Consider the following 17,282-nt stretch of genomic DNA (forward strand, 5'->3'; position numbering starts at 1 on the left):
GCAAACAAGAAACCACGAGTGGGAGGACAGCACCATGTTGACGAAACGCGACCTTCTCCGTTCCGCAGCTCTAGCTGCACTCATTGTCACGACAACGACGCCTGTCCCGGCGAGCGCGCAAACCAAGGCCGAATGGCCCGACATCCGCGAGGCCAAGGCCATCGCCGAGGAAGCCTTCATCTACGGACTTCCGATCGTGATGAACTATGCGGTCATGTACGAGTATGCCGTCGACAGAAGCTCCGGGCAATTCAAGGCGCCGTTCAACCAGATCAAGAACGAGGCGCGTGTCTACACCTACAAGGACACGGCCATCATAACTCCCAACAGCGATACGCCGTATTCCCTGTTATGGCTCGATCTGCGCGCCGAGCCGATCGTTCTTTCCGTGCCGGCTGTCGAGAAGAGTCGCTACTATTCGGTGATGCTTTGCGATGGCAACACGTTCAACTACGGCTATATCGGTAGCCGCGCGACCGGCAGCGAGGCTGGGGACTATATGGTCGTCGGCCCCAATTGGCAGGGAACGACCCCGCCCGGCATCAAGAAGGTTTTTCAGTCCACGACGCAGTTTTCTGCCGTTGCCTACCGCACGCAACTTTTCGATGCTGCAGACATGCCGAATGTCGAGAAAGTCCAGGCCGGCTACAAGGTGCAACCGCTGTCGACCTATTTGAAGCAATCGACCACGGTCGCCACGGTTGCCATCGACTTTCCCAAAGCCAATGCAGAGCTGGTGAAGAAAAACTTCTTCGAATACCTCGACTTCGCTCTCCAGTTCGCACCGGCCGGGCCGGAAGAAAAGGAAATCCGCGCCAAGCTAGCGCGCATCGGCGTCGGCGCCGGAAAGACCTTCGACTTCAAGGATCTTCCGCTGACGCACAAGATCGAAATCGGACTGGGAATGAAGGACGGCGAAGAGAAGGTCGAAAAGTATCTCGCCAGTGGTCAGAAGGACGTAAATGGATGGAAAATCGGATCGCTGTTCGGAGACCGGCAATTCTACAGCGGTGACTGGCTGAAGCGCGCTGCCGCCGCCAAGGGCGGCATCTACGGCAACGACGCGGTCGAAGCGGTCTATCCAATGGCGAAGACGCTTGCCGATGGCCAGATTCTCGACGGCTCCAGGCACAGATACACACTCACCTTCCCCGCCGGACAGCAACCGCCTGTCAATGCCTTCTGGTCGGTGACGATGTATGACGGCAAGAGCCAGTTGCTGATCGAAAACCCGATCAACCGGTACCTGATTAATTCGCCGATGCTGCCAGGCATGAAGAAGAATGCCGACGGCTCTCTCACGCTGTATGTGCAAAAGGACTCCCCCGGCGCGGACAAGGAATCCAACTGGTTGCCGGCGCCAAACGGCCCGATCTATCTGGTGATGCGGCTGTACTGGCCGAAGACGGAAGCACCGTCGGTCCTGCCGCCAGGTGAAGGCTCTTGGCGGCCGCCGGCGATCGTAGCGGCGCAGTAGCGTTCGCGCCAAAGAGGCCGCGCGGGACTCGTCATGACCGTGATCCCGCGCGTGCCTTGGAAATCACATGCGCGCTCGCGCCCAAACGGCCAATGAGAGGGAGGAAGGGAGAGTTTGGCGTTCGGCCTGACACTTTTTCGGATTTGTTGCTGGCTTTGCTCACGATGCACCTTTTTTCTGAGGACCGGGCGTTGGACATTCGCCGCTGAACCCTCTAACGCATCACGCAAGCGACGGTTCCGAAGGCCGGAACCTCCTTTTCCGGGCCCCATCCATGGATGAATGGATCGACTATTACGATTCCACGCACACGATCTATGTGAGCAAGCTGCATCGCGACCGGCATTTTGCCCTCATTGCGCGGGATATCGCCGGCTATGTTTCCTCCCCCGATGCGGTCGTGCTGGACTATGCCTGCGGCGAGGCGCTGTCGGCCGGACGCGTGGCGGATGCCTGCGGCCTGCTCTACCTCGCCGAGCCCGCGCCCGGCGTGCGCGGCCGGCTGATCGCGCGCTTTGCGCCCAATACCAAAATCCGCGTGCGTTCGCTCGAGGACGTCAGGAAGATGGCCGAGAACTCGGTCGATCTCGTCGTGATGAATTCGGTGGCGCAATATATGACGCCGGACGAGCTCGACGCCGCCTTTGCCACCGTCAAGCGGATCCTGAAGCCCTCCGGCCGCTTCGTGCTCGGCGATATCCTGCGGCCCGAGGTCGGCATGTTCCGGGACGTGCTGGCGCTGCTGCAGTTCGCCATGAAGAACGGATTCCTGAAAGACGCGCTGGTCGGGCTGATCTCGACCGCATTGTCGGACTATCGCGAGTTGCGCACCCGGGTCGGCCTGCAGCGCTACAGCGAGGACGAGATCAAGGCGAAGTTCGCCAAATTCGGCTTCTCAGGCTCGCGCGCGCTCCACAATATCGGCCACAACCCCTGGCGCATGACCTTCGAGGCGCGACACGCCTTCACCGGCACATGAGCCGGCCGGTTAGGGTTAACAGCCGGTAAAGGTGGCCCGGGCGTAACATCCTGGGTCATGATGGAACCGGCCCGGTGGCGGAAGCGTCGACGCGGGAGCAGTGCATTGCTCTTTATCCTGGTTCAAATCCAGGCCGGGCCTCCACGCTTCGCCCTGACGGGCTACGCGTGGCGCAGCCACGCGGACCGGCGGGGCAAGCGTGTCCGGCGAAGCTCGAATGGAATGAGAGCGAAGACGGACTGGTAACCGAAGCCCCGAAGCGCCAGGCCCGGCATTCCCAAATTTCCCCCTGAATTCCCCGTTGATGGCCCGTTTTTGGGGGTTTCGCGGGTGCGGAAACTGGTCTAAAGACCACCCGCGCGCGAGGGGTTCCCTCACGCTGTCGGCATAAGGGGACGCGCGGCCAGCGCGCCCTTTTTTTGTGCCCAGTTCCGCCCATCCCGTGAGACTTGATGCCCAAAAGAACCGACATCTCCACCATCCTGATAATCGGCGCCGGTCCCATCGTGATCGGCCAGGCTTGCGAATTCGACTATTCCGGGACCCAGGCGGTCAAGGCGCTCAAGGAAGAGGGCTACCGCGTCGTCCTCGTCAATTCCAACCCGGCGACGATCATGACCGATCCGGAGCTGGCGGATGCGACCTATATCGAGCCGATCACGCCGGAGATCGTGGCGAAGATCATCGAGAAGGAGCGCAACGTCATTCCCGGCGGCTTTGCGCTGCTGCCGACCATGGGCGGCCAGACCGCGCTGAACTGCGCGCTGTCGCTGCGCAAGCAGGGCACGCTCGCCAAATTCAATATCGAGATGATCGGCGCCACCGCCGATGCCATCGACAAGGCCGAGGACCGCGGCCGCTTCCGCGAGGCCATGACCAAGATCGGGCTGGAGACCCCGCGCTCGACCCAGACCAAGAACCTGCCCGATGCGCTGCGCGCGCTCGACCATATCGGCCTGCCCGCCATTATCCGTCCGTCCTTCACCATGGGCGGCACCGGCGGCGGCATCGCCTACACCAAGGCCGAGTTCATCGAGATCGTCGAGCGCGGCATCGACGCCTCCCCCACCAACGAAGTCCTGATCGAGGAAAGCGTCCTCGGCTGGAAGGAATTCGAGATGGAGGTGGTGCGCGACAAGAAGGACAATTGCATCATCATCTGCTCGATCGAGAACCTCGATCCGATGGGCGTGCACACCGGCGATTCCATCACCATCGCGCCGGCGCTGACGCTTACCGACAAGGAATACCAGATCATGCGCGACGCCTCGATCGCGGTGCTGCGCGAGATCGGGGTGGAGACCGGCGGGTCGAACGTGCAGTTCGGCATCAACCCGGCCGACGGCCGCATGGTCATCATCGAGATGAACCCGCGCGTGTCGCGTTCCTCCGCGCTGGCCTCGAAGGCCACCGGCTTTCCGATCGCCAAGGTCGCGGCCAAGCTCGCGGTCGGCTACACGCTGGACGAGATCGCCAACGACATCACCGGCGGCGCGACGCCGGCTTCGTTCGAGCCGACCATCGATTACGTCGTCACGAAAATCCCGCGCTTTGCGTTCGAGAAGTTTCCGGGCGCTTCGCCGACCCTGACCACTTCGATGAAGTCGGTCGGCGAAGTCATGGCGATCGGCCGCACCTTCCAGGAGAGCCTGCAGAAGGCGCTGCGCGGCCTGGAGACCGGCCTGACCGGCCTCGACGAGATCGAGATCGAAGGCCTTGGACGCGATGACGACAAGAACGCCATCCGCGCCGCACTGGGCACGCCGACGCCGAACCGCATCTTGCAGGTGGCGCAGGCGATGCGGCTCGGCTGGTCCAACGAGGACATCTTCAACTCCTGCAAGATCGATCCCTGGTTCCTGGCGGAGATGCGCGGCATCATCGACATGGAGGCCAGGATCCGCGCCAACGGCCTGCCGCCGAACAGCTTCGGCATGCGCACGCTGAAAGGCATGGGCTTTTCCGACGCGCGGCTTGCCGTGCTCGCCGGCCTCACCGAAGCCGAAGTCACCGCCAAACGCCACGGGCTCGATGTGCGGCCTGTGTTCAAGCGCATCGACACCTGCGCGGCCGAGTTCGCTTCTCCCACCGCCTACATGTATTCGACCTATGAGGCGCCGTTCGCGGGCGCCGTCGCGGACGAGAGCGCGCCGTCGGACAAGAAGAAGGTCATCATCCTCGGCGGCGGGCCGAACCGCATCGGCCAGGGCATCGAATTCGACTATTGCTGCTGCCACGCCTGCTTCGCGCTGGACGAGGCCGGCTACGAGACCATCATGGTCAACTGCAATCCGGAAACGGTGTCGACCGACTACGACACCGCCGATCGCCTCTACTTCGAGCCGCTCACGGCCGAAGACGTGCTGGAGATCATCGCGACCGAGCGCAAGAACGGCACGCTGCACGGCGTGATCGTGCAGTTCGGCGGCCAGACGCCGCTGAAGCTGGCGCGCGCGCTGGAAGCGGCCGACGTGCCGATCCTCGGCACCTCGCCGGAAGCGATCGACCTCGCCGAGGACCGCGACCGCTTCAAGCGCATCCTCGACAAGCTCCGCCTGAAGCAGCCGAAGAACGGCATCGCCTATTCGGTCGAGCAGTCCCGCCTGGTGGCGGCCGATCTGGGCCTGCCGCTGGTGGTTCGCCCGTCCTATGTGCTCGGCGGCCGCGCCATGCAGATCATCCGCGAGCAGGAGCAGCTCGACAATTACCTGCTCGGCACGTTGCCTGAACTCGTGCCGGCGGACGTCAAGGCGCGTTACCCCAACGACAAGACCGGGCAGATCAACACCGTGCTCGGCAAGAACCCGCTGCTGTTCGACCGCTATCTGTCGGACGCGACCGAAGTCGACGTCGATTGCCTCTGCGACGGCAAGGACACCTTCATCGTCGGCATCATGGAGCACATCGAGGAAGCCGGCATCCATTCCGGCGACTCCGCCTGCTCGCTGCCGCCGCATTCGCTCGATGCGAAAACCATCGAGGAACTGGAGCGGCAGACCCGCGAACTCGCGCTCGGCCTCGACGTGGTCGGCCTGATGAACGTGCAATACGCCATCAAGGACGGCGACATCTACGTGCTGGAAGTCAACCCGCGCGCCTCGCGCACGGTGCCGTTCGTGGCGAAAGTAGTCGGCACGCCGGTCGCCAAGATCGCCGCGCGCATCATGGCCGGCGAAAAGCTCGCGGACTTCAAGCTGAAGAAAAAGAAGCTCGGCCATGTCGGCGTGAAGGAATCGGTATTCCCCTTCGCGCGCTTCCCCGGCGTCGACACCGTGCTCGGACCCGAGATGCGCTCGACCGGCGAGGTGATGGGCATCGACCGTTCCTTCGAGGTGGCGTTCGCCAAGAGCCAGCTCGGCGGCGGCACGCGCGTGCCGCGCCAGGGCACCGTGTTCGTCTCGGTGCGCGGCGACGACAAGATGCGCATTGCGGACGCCGTGCGGCTGCTGCACTCGCTCGGCTTCAAGGTGATGGCGACCTCGGGCACCCAGCGTTATCTCTCCGACAACGGCGTGCCGACCGAGAAGGTCAACAAGGTGCTGGAGGGCCGGCCGCATATCGTCGACGCCATCACCAATGGCGAGGTGCAGCTCGTCTTCAACACCACCGAGGGGCCGCAGGCGCTGGCCGACAGCCGCTCGCTGCGGCGCGCTGCCCTCTTGCATAAAGTGCCCTATTACACCACTCTTTCCGGTGCAAAGGCTGCGGCCCAGGGCATCCGCGCCTACCGGGACGGGGACCTTGAGGTCCGCACCCTGCAGAGCTATTTTTCCGAGAGTTGATCGCATCCCGGGCCGGAGCGCCCGCTAAGCGATTGGAAAACAAGCCGTTAGGCTGGAACTCTCCGCTCGTTGTGGACGTTGTGTCGGCCCCGAAAGGGGCCGAAATCAGTAAGGCTTGAGGGACCCGCGGACCGGGGCGCCAAAAGCCGAATCGACAATCGTTGCGTGCGGGCCTTCAATGGACCGCACGGTTGAAGGACAGGAAAGATGGTGGAAAAGGTTCCGATGACAGCGCCGGGCTACGCCGCGCTCGAGGAGGAATTGAAGAAACGCCAAACGGTGGATCGTCCGCGCATCATCGAACATATCGCGGAAGCGCGTTCGCATGGCGACCTTTCGGAGAACGCCGAATATCACGCTGCGAAGGAAGAGCAGTCACATAACGAGGGCCGCATCGCGGAAATCGAGGACAAACTCGCGCGCGCCGACATCATCGACATCACAAAACTGTCCGGCGACACCATCAAGTTCGGCGCCACCGTCACGCTGATCGACGAGGATACCGACAAGAAGGCGGTGTGGCAGATCGTCGGCGAGGTCGAGGCCGACGCCAAGAAGGGCCGCATCTCCATCACTTCGCCTTTGGCGCGCGCGCTGATCGGCAAGAAGAAGGGCACGACCGTGGAAGTAATGGCGCCGGGCGGCGCCAAGGCCTATGAAATCACCAAGGTGGAGTGGCGGTAGTCACCCCCGAGTTACCGTTGCGAAAGAGCCGCGCCATGCGCGGCTTTTTTGTTGCATTGCAAATCGGGGGTTGCGCACAGGCGCGGCCGTGGGAATGATTCAACACGGCGGGTGTTGATTTCACATGCCGGTGACGAAGGCCGGATAGTGCGGTATTGCTTGAGGTCTGGGGTCAATCGCCAAACAAGGGGGGAAAATCAATGGGTCAATTCGAAAAGATGCTCGAGAAGTGGCAGCCGGTTGCGCTCAGCCTGTTTCGCTTCATCACGGGATTGCTGTTGTTTCAGTACGGCGTCGCCAAAATCCTCGGATTTCCGGCGGTGCCGATGTTCGCCAAGATACCGCCGCTGATCGTCACGGCGGGTACGATCGAGCTGGTATTGGGCGCGCTCCTGATGATCGGCCTGTTCACACGCCTCAGCGCGTTCATCCTGTCGGGTCAGATGGCGGTCGCCTACTTCCTCGGCCACATGTTCAAGGATGCCGCCAAGCCGGTGTTCTTCCCGCTGCTCAACGGCGGCACGCTGGCGATCATGTTCTGCTTCGCCTGCCTCTATCTCGCGACCGCAGGCGGCGGGCCCTACAGCGTCGACGCGATGCGGAAGAAGTGACGCAGTCATTCCGGGATGGTGCGCAAGCACCAGACCCGGAATCTCGAGATTCCGGGTTCGATGCTACGCATCGCCCCGGAATGACTCTGAGGCGTCAATTCCGCTTCAATTCCAGCGGCACCGCCGCCTCGTATTTCGAATTGTGCAGCACCAGCGACGTTCTGACGTTGCGCACGTGCGGCGCCGCGGTGAGATGCGTGACGAACTCCTGGAACGTCGCCATGTCGGGCGCGACGCATTTCAGGATGAAGTCGACCTCGCCCGACAGCATCCAGCATTCCCGCACCAATGGTTCGGCGCGCACGAATTCCTCGAACGCGCGCAAGTCCGCATCCGCCTGGCTGGAGAGGTGGACGGAAGCAAACACGGTGACATCGAATCCGAGCCGGCGCGGGTCGAGCAGACCCCGATACCCCTGGATGTAGCCTTCCTCCTCGAGGGTGCGGACCCGGCGCAGACAGGGCGGCGGCGAGATACCGACCCGTTTGGCCAGTTCCACATTGGTGATTCGGCCGTCGGCCTGGATCTCGCTGAGGATCTTGAGGTCGATTTCGTCCAGATGCTTCGACACGCGCGCCCAGGTCCCTAAAACTGCATGCGGGGATTTTCCCCTTGCAACTCTCTTAGCGTAGGCGGTGCGGACAGCGCAATTTTATTTCGCGTGCACTGCCACAATTTTCACAAAAGCGGGAAAATTCGCCGAGATGGACTGCAAAACTTGCATGGCTGGCCACATATCATAGACTTGGAAATGACAATTTCGGCGTCGCCGCGCTGCCTTTTCGGGGCAGTTTCAGCTTCCGTGCCGATCATCCCCCTTCGAGAGCGCAACTCACCATGCCCGCCCCCATCCACGCCAAGGTCGTCATCATCGGCTCCGGTCCGGCAGGGTATACGGCGGCGATTTACGCCGCGCGCGCGATGCTCGAGCCGATCCTGATCCAGGGCATCCAGCCCGGCGGGCAGCTCACCATCACCACCGACGTGGAAAACTATCCCGGCTTCGCCGACGTCATCCAGGGCCCGTGGCTGATGGAGCAGATGGAAAAGCAGGCCACCCATGTCGGAACGAAGATCGTCACCGACCTCGTGACCAGGCTGGATCTGGCGCAGCGGCCGTTTCGCCTGACCTGCGACAGCGGCGAGGTCTATCTGGCCGAGACGGTGATCCTCGCCACCGGCGCGCAGGCACGCTGGCTTGGCATGCCGTCTGAAGAGAAGTTCAAGGGCTTTGGCGTTTCCGCCTGCGCCACCTGCGACGGCTTCTTCTACCGCGGCAAGGAAGTGATCGTGGTCGGCGGCGGCAACACCGCGGTCGAGGAAGCCTTGTTCCTCACCAACTTCGCATCGAAGGTCACCGTGGTGCACCGGCGCGACCATTTCCGCGCCGAGCGCATCCTGCAGGACCGGCTGTTCAAGAACCCGAAAATCAGCGTGATCTGGGACAGCGCCATCGACGAGATCAAGGGCGATGAGAATCCGAGCAAGGTCACCTCTGTGCGGCTGAAGAACGTCAAGACCGGCGCGCTGTCAGAGCTGCCTGCGGACGGCGTCTTCATCGCCATCGGACACGCGCCGGCGACCGAACTGGTGAAAGACCAGATCAAGCTGAAACCCTCCGGCTATGTGGAGGTGGCCCCGAACTCGACCGCCACCTCGGTACCGGGACTGTTTGCCGCTGGCGACGTCGCTGACGAGACGTACCGGCAGGCGGTCACGGCCGCTGGTCTCGGCTGCATGGCAGCGCTCGAGGCCGAACGGTTCCTTGCACTGCGCGCCGGCGATCGCGCGGCGGCAGAATAGCGACAGCGGCGGAAAAGCGATGGCACGATCCAGGGACGGATTCACGGATATGGACTGGGACAAGCTGAAGGTGTTTCACGCCGCGGCGGAGGCTGGCAGCTTCACGCATGCGGGCGAGCAGCTCGGCCTGTCGCAATCGGCGGTCTCGCGCCAGGTCAGCGCGCTGGAGCAGGAGCTTTCGGTCTCGCTGTTCCACCGCCACGCCCGCGGGCTCATTCTCACCGAGCAGGGCGACCTGCTGTTCCGCACCGCGCATGACGTGTTCATGCAGCTGCAGGCGGCGCGCGCCAAGCTCACCGACAGCCGCGAGCGGCCGAGCGGCGATCTCAAGATCACCACGCCGCCCGCGCTCGGCATCAACTGGCTGGTGCCGCGGCTCGACGAGTTCACCGCGCTCTATCCCGACATCCGCATCTCGCTGATCGTCACCGACGAGGAACTCGACCTGTCGATGCGCGAGGCCGACGTGGCCATCCGCACCCGCAAGCCCACGCAGCCGGACCTGATCCAACGCAAGCTGTTCTCGATCGGCTTCCACGCCTATTGCTCGCCGGAATACATCAAGCGCTTCGGCACGCCGCGCACGCTCGACGATCTCGACCAGCACCGCATCATCATGCTGAGCGACGCCCAGGTGCCGACCCACCTGCAGAACCGCAGCTGGCTGATCGAGGCCGGCCGCAACGGCTCCGGCCCGCGCGAGGCCTATTTCAAGGTCAACAACATCCTCGGTCTCGTCCGCGCCTGCCAGCAGGGCCTCGGCATCGCCGCGCTGCCGGACTACCTCGTCGAGGACAACAACCGCCTGGTGCAGCTGTTCGGCGAATCGGACTCGATGCAGATCGACACCTACTTCGTCTATCCGGAAGAGCTGAAGACGGTGGCGCGGGTGCAGGTATTCCGCGACTTCGTGGTCAGCAAGGCGCAGCGCTGGCCCTCATAGGCTCGCATGGCAGGCTCGCGTTCCGCGCGAGCCCCCGGAGTCCGCATGTCTGACATGCGGCTCGGGTGCTTGCTGCAGGGCGATGACGCACCCCATAATGAACGTACGCTGAGCTTTCGCGTTACGCATTTGTCCCCCTCCTCCAGTGGCGCGGACGTTCAGTAATCCCTCTTGGAAGGTGATTGTGTCGGCCTCACGTGGCCAATACCTAAGCCGGGCTCTCATGGGCCCGGCTTTTTTTCTGGATTGAGCGAATGCACCGGGTGCAATGTCATGCCGTTGACATGCGGCGCGCCGGCCCGCATGATCGAATCATGATCACGTTCCCGTGTGTCGCAGCGCAGGTGAAAAAAGGTCCCCTCCCGGGGACTTGCGATCGCGCGCGCTGAAATTTCTGAAAGCCCGACCGATCCCAAACCCCGCCGTTCGGACGGGGTTTTTTGTTGGTCCCGTCTCCGGCGCAACACTGCAAGGAGAAGGACCATGACTGACTTACGCGAACAATTGCGCGGCCTGTGGCTGCCGCTGGTGACGCCGTTCCGCAACAACGAGCTGGACGAGACCTCGCTGCGGCGGCTGGTGCGACATTATGCGGCCCTCCCGGTGGACGGGCTGATCCTCGCGGCGACATCGGGCGAGGGCATGTCGCTCGGCATGAACGAGCTGGAGCGTCTGGTCGCGATCACGCGGGCCGAGATATCCGCAAGCGGCCGCTATATCCCGATCTGCCTGGGGCTGTCGGGCGCGAGCACGCACAAGATGTTCGATGCGCTGGACGAGACGGCGGCCTGGCCGATCGACGGCTATCTGATCGCAAGCCCTTATTACATCCGGCCGTCGCAGCGCGGATTGCTGCGGCATTTCACGGCGCTTGCCGACCACGCCTCCTGGCCGCTCGTGCTCTACAACATTCCGTATCGCACGGCTGTCGGCATCGACAACGACACGCTGCTGAAGCTGGCGGAGCATCCGAACATCGCCGGCATGAAGGATTGCGGCGCCAACCGCGAGCAATCGATCGAGCTGTTGCGTCGGCGCCCGGCCGGCTTCCGCGTGCTGACCGGCGAGGATGCGGAATACCACAATGCGCTGGTCGACGGCGCCGACGGCGCGATCCTGCTCTCCGCTCATGTCGAGACCGAGGCCTTCGCCGCGGTGCGGACGATGTTGTGGGAAGGCAACCAGGAGGGCGCGCAGGCGCAATGGCGCGAAGTCGCGGAGCTGACACGGCTGCTGTTCACGGAGCCGAGCCCCTCGCCGGCCAAGCACTGGCTGTGGAGCAGCGGCCTGATCGACAGCCCCGAGGTGCGGCTGCCGATGGTGGAGGTGAGCACTGAGCTTGCCGCCACGCTCGATCGCGAGATCGCGCGCCGCGCACCGCCGCTGCTGCGGAGGGCCTGATCCAGGGGTAGCGGCGTGGTTAAGCAGCGGTGAAAGCATTCGATCGACTCCGCGCCACGCCGCGACCGCAACCTTAAAACCTTCGGCGTATGAATGTCCCCATAACGACAAAAACGGGGGGAGACCATGCCGACCAATCCGAACTTTGCGACCTACGAGCGCGCGCAACGTACCACCGACGTCATGATCGTGTCGTCATTCGCGCTGTGGGCGATGCTGATCGGCTTCGTGCCGGTCGCGGCCTTGCGCCTGCTCGGCGCCTGAGGCCGATGCTGCCGTGGTTAATCCGCGGTAGCACCTGTGTTCAAATGCGAGCGAAGTCGCGGCCGGGATTTTAAAGTCCGCCGCGTATCGTCTGACGACAACGAGAACAAAAAGCGCGGGGGCGCGTCGTGGACAATCAAGACAATCTTGCCGTCATCGAACCGCCGGTCATGCCGGTCTTGCCGATCGTGAGGCAGAGAGGCTTCACCATAGAGGACATCCTGTGGGCCATCGGCATCTGGTCGGTCCTGCTCACCATGTCGCCGGTGATCTTCTTCTACATGCTGATGGTCGCGTAAGTCATCGCGGGAACTGCCATCCGGCAAAAAGCAAAACGCGCGGGAGGCCGCGCGTTTTGCAACACTCCGGGGCTGACGCGAAAGTTACGCCGCCTGCTTGTGCATCGCGCCGGTCGACGGCGCCGCACCGCGGATCGCCTTCACCGAACGTTCGATCGCGGCCCACAGGCGCGCAATCTCGGCCGCCGCGCGGCCTTCCGCATAATATTCGCGGGCGCCTTCGCCATGGCTGAGCGCCATCAAGAGGTCGGCGCGGTTGGTGATCTGGCCGCCCCACACCGGTGCACGGAATTTTGTGAGGGACTCACGCGCGATGGTGACGATCGGGCTCTCCAGCCCGTCGCGCTGCGCCGGCGCACCGTTGAGCACGACCGCGTAGGGCTTGCGGGCCGAACGGCAGATCTGGATGGTCTCCTGCACGGCGTTGACGTCGAACACGCCGGGCCGCGCCGGAATGATCACCATCGTCGCATTCTTGATCGCGTCGTCGACGACCGCCGAGAGATTCGGCGGCGTGTCGATGAAAACCCATTCCATGCCGTCGCGCTTGGCGGCGGCGATGATCTCGCCGACCGAGCGGACGGCGGTGCGGATCGGCGGTTCGTTGGTGCCGCGCAGCTTGTGCCAGAGCGTCAGGGACCCCTGCGGATCTCCATCGACCAGCAGGCACGGTCTCGTTGACTTGTGGACATGCGCGGCAAGGTGAGCAGCCAGGGTGCTTTTGCCCGAGCCCCCCTTACGCGATGCAAAAACAATGACGTTCATTCCCTTGGCCTCCAGATTGACCCCAGAAGCCAAAAATGAATCAGCGAAGTGATTCGTGAAAGGAGAATTTGCGGGCAATTGCAGGCGAAGCTCCTGAATCGCCTGCACAGTTGGCTTTTGAGTCACACCGTTCGGCCCTGGCGGCCCGAAAAACGCAACCGGGCGAGTCCTTTGGCCTACGGCGCGTTCCGCGCGCGCTGCCGCCCGTTCCATCTGCGTTCAACCCAGGCGAGCATGCGAACCAGCGGCGGCTGCAGCGCCGGCACGTCCTGCGCGAACAAAAGGAGTCCGAGCGGCAGCATCCAGAACCCGAGCACCGGCAGGAACGAGAGGAAGCCGCCGACCACCAGGAGCGCGGCAAGCGGAATCCGCACCAACCGAGACGAAGGGCGGCGCAGCCAGCTGACGAAGCGCGCCGGACCGGCCGGCAGCTTCGCCTCGAACCAGGCAAAGTGCCGGTCGAGCTCGTTTTGATAGTTCACGCTCAAGAAAGTCTCTCCGCGCCCTGCCGGAGAGATGGCGATCGCATCGCCCGCGACAAGGCGTCAGTCTGTCGCGGAAACCGGCTTGGAACTGGTGGCGGGAGTTCCCTTGGCCTGACGGCGGGTCGGGTCGCTGCCGGCCAGCTTCTTCGTCTTGGCGGCGGTCGCCGGCTTCCGGGCCACCGGCCTGATGTCGGTCGGCGGCCCGGCCGCCTGCTGGCGCGGCTCCGGACCGGGCCGGAAGAAACGGCGGCATTCCGGCGAGAGCTGCGACTTCCGCTGGATCATGCAGGCGGTGATGCGGTCGACATCGGGAATGTAGCTGCCGCACAGCCGCATGGCGTCCGGGGTGCAGGCTTGCTGCTGTTCCGGGGTATAGGCGAAAGCGGGACTTGCGGATGCCAGAAGCACTGGCGCGAGCACCAGGCCGAAATGAAATCCCCACCTCAAAATGGCGCTCATGAATCCCCCAGCAGAGAAAAGCCCCGAGGGGATAGTGGGTGAAGGCGGTGAGATTGGCAAGCCGAGGCGACGGAAGTCCGGGCGCCGCCACGCTGTCAGAGATCGAAGTGCAGGCAGGCGAAGCTGGTACAGTTGGGTGGGCTCGAACCACCGACCTCCTGTTCCACAGTCATGCCCCTGATCGCGTCATTGGCGTTCAATAACAACCATCGAGGCTGTCAACGCCAAATAATCACGTAAACTCAATAACTTAAGTCGATTTTTCGACGTTCATCCGATATCATCGGGGTGCATCGGGAGTTGCGATCATCAATGCATGATCGTCACCCAAACGGCACCTAAATCGACAATCGGGGCGCGTCATGAGTGAGAGCAGAAGGCCGAAGGAGAACAGGAAGCAGCGATTGAGCGACACGTGGATCGCGCGTCACAAGCTCACGCTGCCACAAGAGGATTGGTTCGACACTGTTCGCACTGAACTCATTCTTCGCATGTCATACGGCGGCGCAAAGACGTTCCGTGTTCGATACAAGACGGACGGCAAAACGCGAACGCATAAGCTCGGCCGATGGGACCCCGATAAGTTCAACGTGGAGGCCGCTCGCAAGGCCGCTCAAAAGTTCGACCCCGATCAGCATGTCAGGCCGAAGCCTGGAGCAGGAGCAACTGAGGATCAGGCGTGGTGGTACAATGCGACATTTGAGGATGTGATCAAAAAGTACATCGCCGAGGTCGTCGCCAACTTCAGGACCAAGAAGGAGACCGAACGCTGTCTCAACCGATACGTCGTTCCGGCGCTGGGCAAGAAGGTATTCATTGACCTCAAGAAGAGCGATGCGGGCCAGTTGCGGCGCAGCATGCGCAGGGCGAATGGCGTGCGGCAAGCCGATATCGTTTTCGCCCTGATCCGCTCCGTCATGATGTGGGTCGAGGACGAGGAGATCCTCGACAACTACGAAAGCCCGCTCCGCTATCGGCCAAAGCGCCGAGGTAAGAACAAGCGGCGAGGCGGCGGCCGGGAGCGCGTTCTCGACGACGAGGAACTCCGGCTCGTGTGGCGCGCCGCGACCAAGCTGGGCGGGCAATACGGTGGTCTCGTCCGACTGCTTCTCCTGACGGCCCAACGCCGTCAATGCCTGACGACGGCCAAATGGTCGGAGGTCGTCGGGGACACTTGGTACATCCGCGAGGAGCCGGGCGACGCCAAGGGCACGGGCCAAGTCCTGCAACTCCCGCCCCTTGCCTTGCAAATCCTCAAGACCCTGCCTCGCATCAAGGGGAACCCCTACGTGTTCGGTGTCGAGCACAAAGGGGAGCACAAGCCGTTCAATTCGTTCAGCCAACGCAAGGTCGAGTTGCAGGAGCTCTTCCCGCATCCGATCCCAAGGTGGACCCTGCACGATCTGCGGCGCACGGCTCGCACTCGGCTTGAGGACATCGGCGTCGACATGCAAACGGGCGAAGTCGTCCTGGGGCACGCGCTCCCCGGTGTGAAACGCACGTACATTAGGTCCCAGTTCAAGGAGAAGCGCGCTGACGCCCTGCTCCGCCTCGCGCAACACATCGCAAACGTCGTCGGACTGCCCCCTGATCGGGGCACGTCGCCCAAAGGGGCGTCAAATGTCGTCGCCCTCGATCACGCCCGACGCGCCTGAAAACGCGGGCGGAGCGCGCTCCATGCGTTTTTGGGCGTCGTTGAGGGCGATGTACGGGGCCTCAGGGCACCGCGCTCCATCCCGCTCCTAGCGGGGCGTTCAATGGGTGTCATTGGGATTGACAGCATTTCCATTGATTTGCGATTATGCGGCATCGTCGGGCAGATGAAACCCGACGGGGATCAGAGAGCTGCCCACGTCGCCGGTGTAAGCCCGGCACGTCAGCGAGCATGATAAGCGCGCAGCTCCGGCCTGACCTCGCACATACCGACGAGGCTCCTTTCATCGTTCAGTGCGGTAGCGTTGCCTATACAGGCACGATGCTGCGCGCAACGATATGGGCGCGTCATGTCAGAGGTCATTCCGTTCGACTCAAAATCAAAATCGAAACCCGTCTCCCAGCCGACACCGCTTCTCGTGTCGCGTGATCAAGCACGCACGATGCTGGGCGGCATCTCCGTCTCGCATCTTCGCCGGCTGATTGAAGCTGGCGAGCTCAAACCGGTGTTCTTGAACACGAGTGCAAAGCCGCAACGAAGCGGCAAACGCTTTTTCCGCTTAAGCGATCTCGAAGCTCTCGTCGAAAAATACGCAAAGCGCAGCGCGCCATAAAAACGCAAAGACCCCACACCGTTGCTGGACAGTGTGGGGTCATGGTTGTGCGCTCAACATCACGAACAACGACCCGCGAAAGTCAAAGCTCATGACAGAACCAATCACCCACAAAGGCGACGGCCCATGCACACAACGATAGGTGACCTCGCTCCAACGGACAAGCCCTGCTTGCCGATTGCCATATACGCGTACAATGACAAGATCGCGTTTTGGATCGAGCGTGAATTTGACGATGATGAAACGGCGTACATCAAAAGCCAATGCGGCTCCGGCGGCACTGATCTCGACAGGCCTGCGCATAAATCACGCTTCGATCAGCGATTAATTCGCCGCGTAGAAGCGAGACAGCCCAGCGCAGAATTACTTCCATTCTTGGCTTCGGTCGACGGCACTTTTCTCAATCAAGCGGAATTCACGCTGGACCTGATATTTGACACTGAGGAAGCTCGCGACCAAGCCTTTGAATTTTTCAATCGGCATTCGGTGAAGCGTGGGCATCGCGGCGAAGTTCGATATTACAAAAAGACCCGATACACAGATCGACGATGGGCACCGACGAATTTAGTGGCCTATAGACCCGAATTCGCAAAATTGACGGGAGAACTCTATTGCCTCCACGTTGAATGGCGAGTGTGCGGCGTAGCCGCTCTCCGCCGCATGAATATAGACGGCATAAAAGACCTCATCGACTTCGATCACAGAGCGCTGTGGCAACGCAGGCTCAGACTGTGCACATTCGATTTCGCACGACTGGGACGCGTATACAGCAACGGCCTGACGAAAAAGCGCGGGCAGAAGAAACGCACGCTGACAGCGCGAAAGCCGCGTGTGTACGTCACAAGGCGTGGCTTCGAATATCACACTGATAGAAGATTGGGACAGCATCTGCTCAGGATCAACGAGACCGTGCAGGGCGTGATTGATTTTGCAAAGAAGCGGAACATCTCCGTTGTGCGATGTCTGGCCGATATCAGCAATGACTCGTGGCTTCCTAAAGGGAAAATGGCTAATTGCGAATGAATGCAACGGGATGGGCGCTGCAAATGCAATATGTTTGGCT

17 protein-coding genes and 1 tRNA gene are annotated in these 17,282 nt (G+C 62.3%); 14 read left to right on the forward strand and 4 right to left on the reverse strand.

What is annotated here, in order from left to right:
* The first annotated feature begins 34 nt into the window (after positions 1-34).
* The 6 genes from HZB49_RS15625 to HZB49_RS15650 all read left to right on the forward strand — a co-directional run bounded on the left by HZB49_RS15625 (position 35) and on the right by HZB49_RS15650 (position 7,533).
* The gene (locus tag HZB49_RS15625) at positions 35-1,477 is read left to right on the forward strand and encodes a DUF1254 domain-containing protein (protein ID WP_291612877.1); all 1,443 of its coding nucleotides are present in this window, start codon (positions 35-37) and stop codon (positions 1,475-1,477) included.
* A 274-nt stretch (positions 1,478-1,751) separates the two neighbouring features.
* On the forward strand, positions 1,752-2,456 hold the full coding sequence (locus HZB49_RS15630) for a class I SAM-dependent methyltransferase (protein ID WP_291612878.1): 705 nt from the start codon (positions 1,752-1,754) through the stop codon (positions 2,454-2,456).
* Positions 2,457-2,524: 68 nt separating this feature from the next.
* Positions 2,525-2,600: transfer RNA gene (locus HZB49_RS15635), tRNA-Ala, on the forward strand.
* 308 nt (positions 2,601-2,908) lie between these two features.
* On the forward strand, positions 2,909-6,238 hold the full coding sequence (carB, locus tag HZB49_RS15640) for a carbamoyl-phosphate synthase large subunit (protein ID WP_291612879.1): 3,330 nt from the start codon (positions 2,909-2,911) through the stop codon (positions 6,236-6,238).
* A 207-nt stretch (positions 6,239-6,445) separates the two neighbouring features.
* Positions 6,446-6,922: a transcription elongation factor GreA gene (gene greA, locus HZB49_RS15645; protein ID WP_291612880.1), complete on the forward strand. Its 477-nt coding sequence runs from the start codon at positions 6,446-6,448 to the stop codon at positions 6,920-6,922.
* 200 nt (positions 6,923-7,122) lie between these two features.
* A complete protein-coding gene (locus tag HZB49_RS15650) occupies positions 7,123-7,533 on the forward strand; it encodes a DoxX family protein (RefSeq protein WP_291612881.1) in 411 nt (136 codons plus the stop codon).
* Positions 7,534-7,627: 94 nt separating this feature from the next.
* On the opposite strand, the gene HZB49_RS15655 is transcribed toward HZB49_RS15650, so the two are convergent.
* Positions 7,628-8,104, reverse strand: coding sequence for an Lrp/AsnC family transcriptional regulator (locus HZB49_RS15655; protein ID WP_291612882.1), 477 nt, complete (start codon positions 8,102-8,104; stop codon positions 7,628-7,630).
* Between the two features lie 266 nt (positions 8,105-8,370).
* Here HZB49_RS15655 and trxB point away from each other — a divergent pair, with 266 nt between their 5' ends.
* From trxB to HZB49_RS15680, 5 genes are all read left to right on the forward strand, one after another.
* On the forward strand, positions 8,371-9,336 hold the full coding sequence (gene trxB, locus HZB49_RS15660) for a thioredoxin-disulfide reductase (RefSeq protein ID WP_291612883.1): 966 nt from the start codon (positions 8,371-8,373) through the stop codon (positions 9,334-9,336).
* A gap of 19 nt (positions 9,337-9,355) precedes the next feature.
* Complete coding sequence (locus HZB49_RS15665) at positions 9,356-10,279, forward strand: LysR family transcriptional regulator (RefSeq protein ID WP_291612884.1); 924 nt, start codon at positions 9,356-9,358, stop codon at positions 10,277-10,279.
* A 483-nt stretch (positions 10,280-10,762) separates the two neighbouring features.
* Positions 10,763-11,680 carry a 4-hydroxy-tetrahydrodipicolinate synthase gene (gene dapA, locus HZB49_RS15670; protein WP_291612885.1) on the forward strand — a complete coding sequence of 306 codons (918 nt, stop codon included), beginning with the start codon at positions 10,763-10,765 and terminating at the stop codon, positions 11,678-11,680.
* Between the two features lie 126 nt (positions 11,681-11,806).
* Positions 11,807-11,944 (forward strand): hypothetical protein, encoded by a 138-nt coding sequence (locus HZB49_RS15675; protein ID WP_291612886.1) that lies wholly within the window; start codon positions 11,807-11,809, stop codon positions 11,942-11,944.
* A gap of 128 nt (positions 11,945-12,072) precedes the next feature.
* Complete coding sequence (locus HZB49_RS15680; protein WP_291613055.1) at positions 12,073-12,243, forward strand: hypothetical protein; 171 nt, start codon at positions 12,073-12,075, stop codon at positions 12,241-12,243.
* Positions 12,244-12,327: 84 nt separating this feature from the next.
* On the opposite strand, the gene HZB49_RS15685 is transcribed toward HZB49_RS15680, so the two are convergent.
* From HZB49_RS15685 to HZB49_RS15695, 3 genes are all read right to left on the reverse strand, one after another.
* Positions 12,328-13,008, reverse strand: a complete 681-nt coding sequence (locus tag HZB49_RS15685) for a ParA family protein (RefSeq protein WP_291612887.1) — start codon at positions 13,006-13,008, stop codon at positions 12,328-12,330.
* Positions 13,009-13,184: 176 nt separating this feature from the next.
* Positions 13,185-13,490, reverse strand: coding sequence for a hypothetical protein (locus HZB49_RS15690; RefSeq protein WP_365858104.1), 306 nt, complete (start codon positions 13,488-13,490; stop codon positions 13,185-13,187).
* Positions 13,491-13,553: 63 nt separating this feature from the next.
* Positions 13,554-13,952 carry a hypothetical protein gene (locus tag HZB49_RS15695; protein WP_291612889.1) on the reverse strand — a complete coding sequence of 133 codons (399 nt, stop codon included), beginning with the start codon at positions 13,950-13,952 and terminating at the stop codon, positions 13,554-13,556.
* Between the two features lie 404 nt (positions 13,953-14,356).
* Between HZB49_RS15695 and HZB49_RS15700 the strand changes: the two genes are divergently transcribed.
* The 3 genes from HZB49_RS15700 to HZB49_RS15710 all read left to right on the forward strand — a co-directional run bounded on the left by HZB49_RS15700 (position 14,357) and on the right by HZB49_RS15710 (position 17,242).
* The gene (locus HZB49_RS15700) at positions 14,357-15,607 is read left to right on the forward strand and encodes an integrase family protein (RefSeq protein WP_291612890.1); all 1,251 of its coding nucleotides are present in this window, start codon (positions 14,357-14,359) and stop codon (positions 15,605-15,607) included.
* A gap of 348 nt (positions 15,608-15,955) precedes the next feature.
* A complete protein-coding gene (locus HZB49_RS15705; protein WP_291612891.1) occupies positions 15,956-16,219 on the forward strand; it encodes a helix-turn-helix domain-containing protein in 264 nt (87 codons plus the stop codon).
* Positions 16,220-16,345: 126 nt separating this feature from the next.
* A complete protein-coding gene (locus HZB49_RS15710; RefSeq protein WP_291612893.1) occupies positions 16,346-17,242 on the forward strand; it encodes a hypothetical protein in 897 nt (298 codons plus the stop codon).
* The last annotated feature ends 40 nt before the right edge of the window (positions 17,243-17,282 follow it).

It is taken from the genome of Bradyrhizobium sp., assembly GCF_016219575.1.
Lineage (GTDB): Bacteria > Pseudomonadota > Alphaproteobacteria > Rhizobiales > Xanthobacteraceae > Bradyrhizobium.

Coding starts and splice junctions, on each gene's coding strand:
- carB (WP_291612879.1), top strand. CDS start 2,909: ATGCCCAAAAGAACCGACATCTCCACCATCCTGATAATCGGCGCCGGT.
- HZB49_RS15630 (WP_291612878.1), top strand. CDS start 1,752: ATGGATGAATGGATCGACTATTACGATTCCACGCACACGATCTATGTG.
- HZB49_RS15705 (WP_291612891.1), top strand. CDS start 15,956: ATGTCAGAGGTCATTCCGTTCGACTCAAAATCAAAATCGAAACCCGTC.
- HZB49_RS15695 (WP_291612889.1), bottom strand. CDS start 13,952: ATGAGCGCCATTTTGAGGTGGGGATTTCATTTCGGCCTGGTGCTCGCG.
- HZB49_RS15625 (WP_291612877.1), top strand. CDS start 35: ATGTTGACGAAACGCGACCTTCTCCGTTCCGCAGCTCTAGCTGCACTC.
- greA (WP_291612880.1), top strand. CDS start 6,446: ATGGTGGAAAAGGTTCCGATGACAGCGCCGGGCTACGCCGCGCTCGAG.
- trxB (WP_291612883.1), top strand. CDS start 8,371: ATGCCCGCCCCCATCCACGCCAAGGTCGTCATCATCGGCTCCGGTCCG.
- HZB49_RS15650 (WP_291612881.1), top strand. CDS start 7,123: ATGGGTCAATTCGAAAAGATGCTCGAGAAGTGGCAGCCGGTTGCGCTC.
- dapA (WP_291612885.1), top strand. CDS start 10,763: ATGACTGACTTACGCGAACAATTGCGCGGCCTGTGGCTGCCGCTGGTG.
- HZB49_RS15665 (WP_291612884.1), top strand. CDS start 9,356: ATGGCACGATCCAGGGACGGATTCACGGATATGGACTGGGACAAGCTG.
- HZB49_RS15675 (WP_291612886.1), top strand. CDS start 11,807: ATGCCGACCAATCCGAACTTTGCGACCTACGAGCGCGCGCAACGTACC.
- HZB49_RS15685 (WP_291612887.1), bottom strand. CDS start 13,008: ATGAACGTCATTGTTTTTGCATCGCGTAAGGGGGGCTCGGGCAAAAGC.
- HZB49_RS15710 (WP_291612893.1), top strand. CDS start 16,346: ATGCACACAACGATAGGTGACCTCGCTCCAACGGACAAGCCCTGCTTG.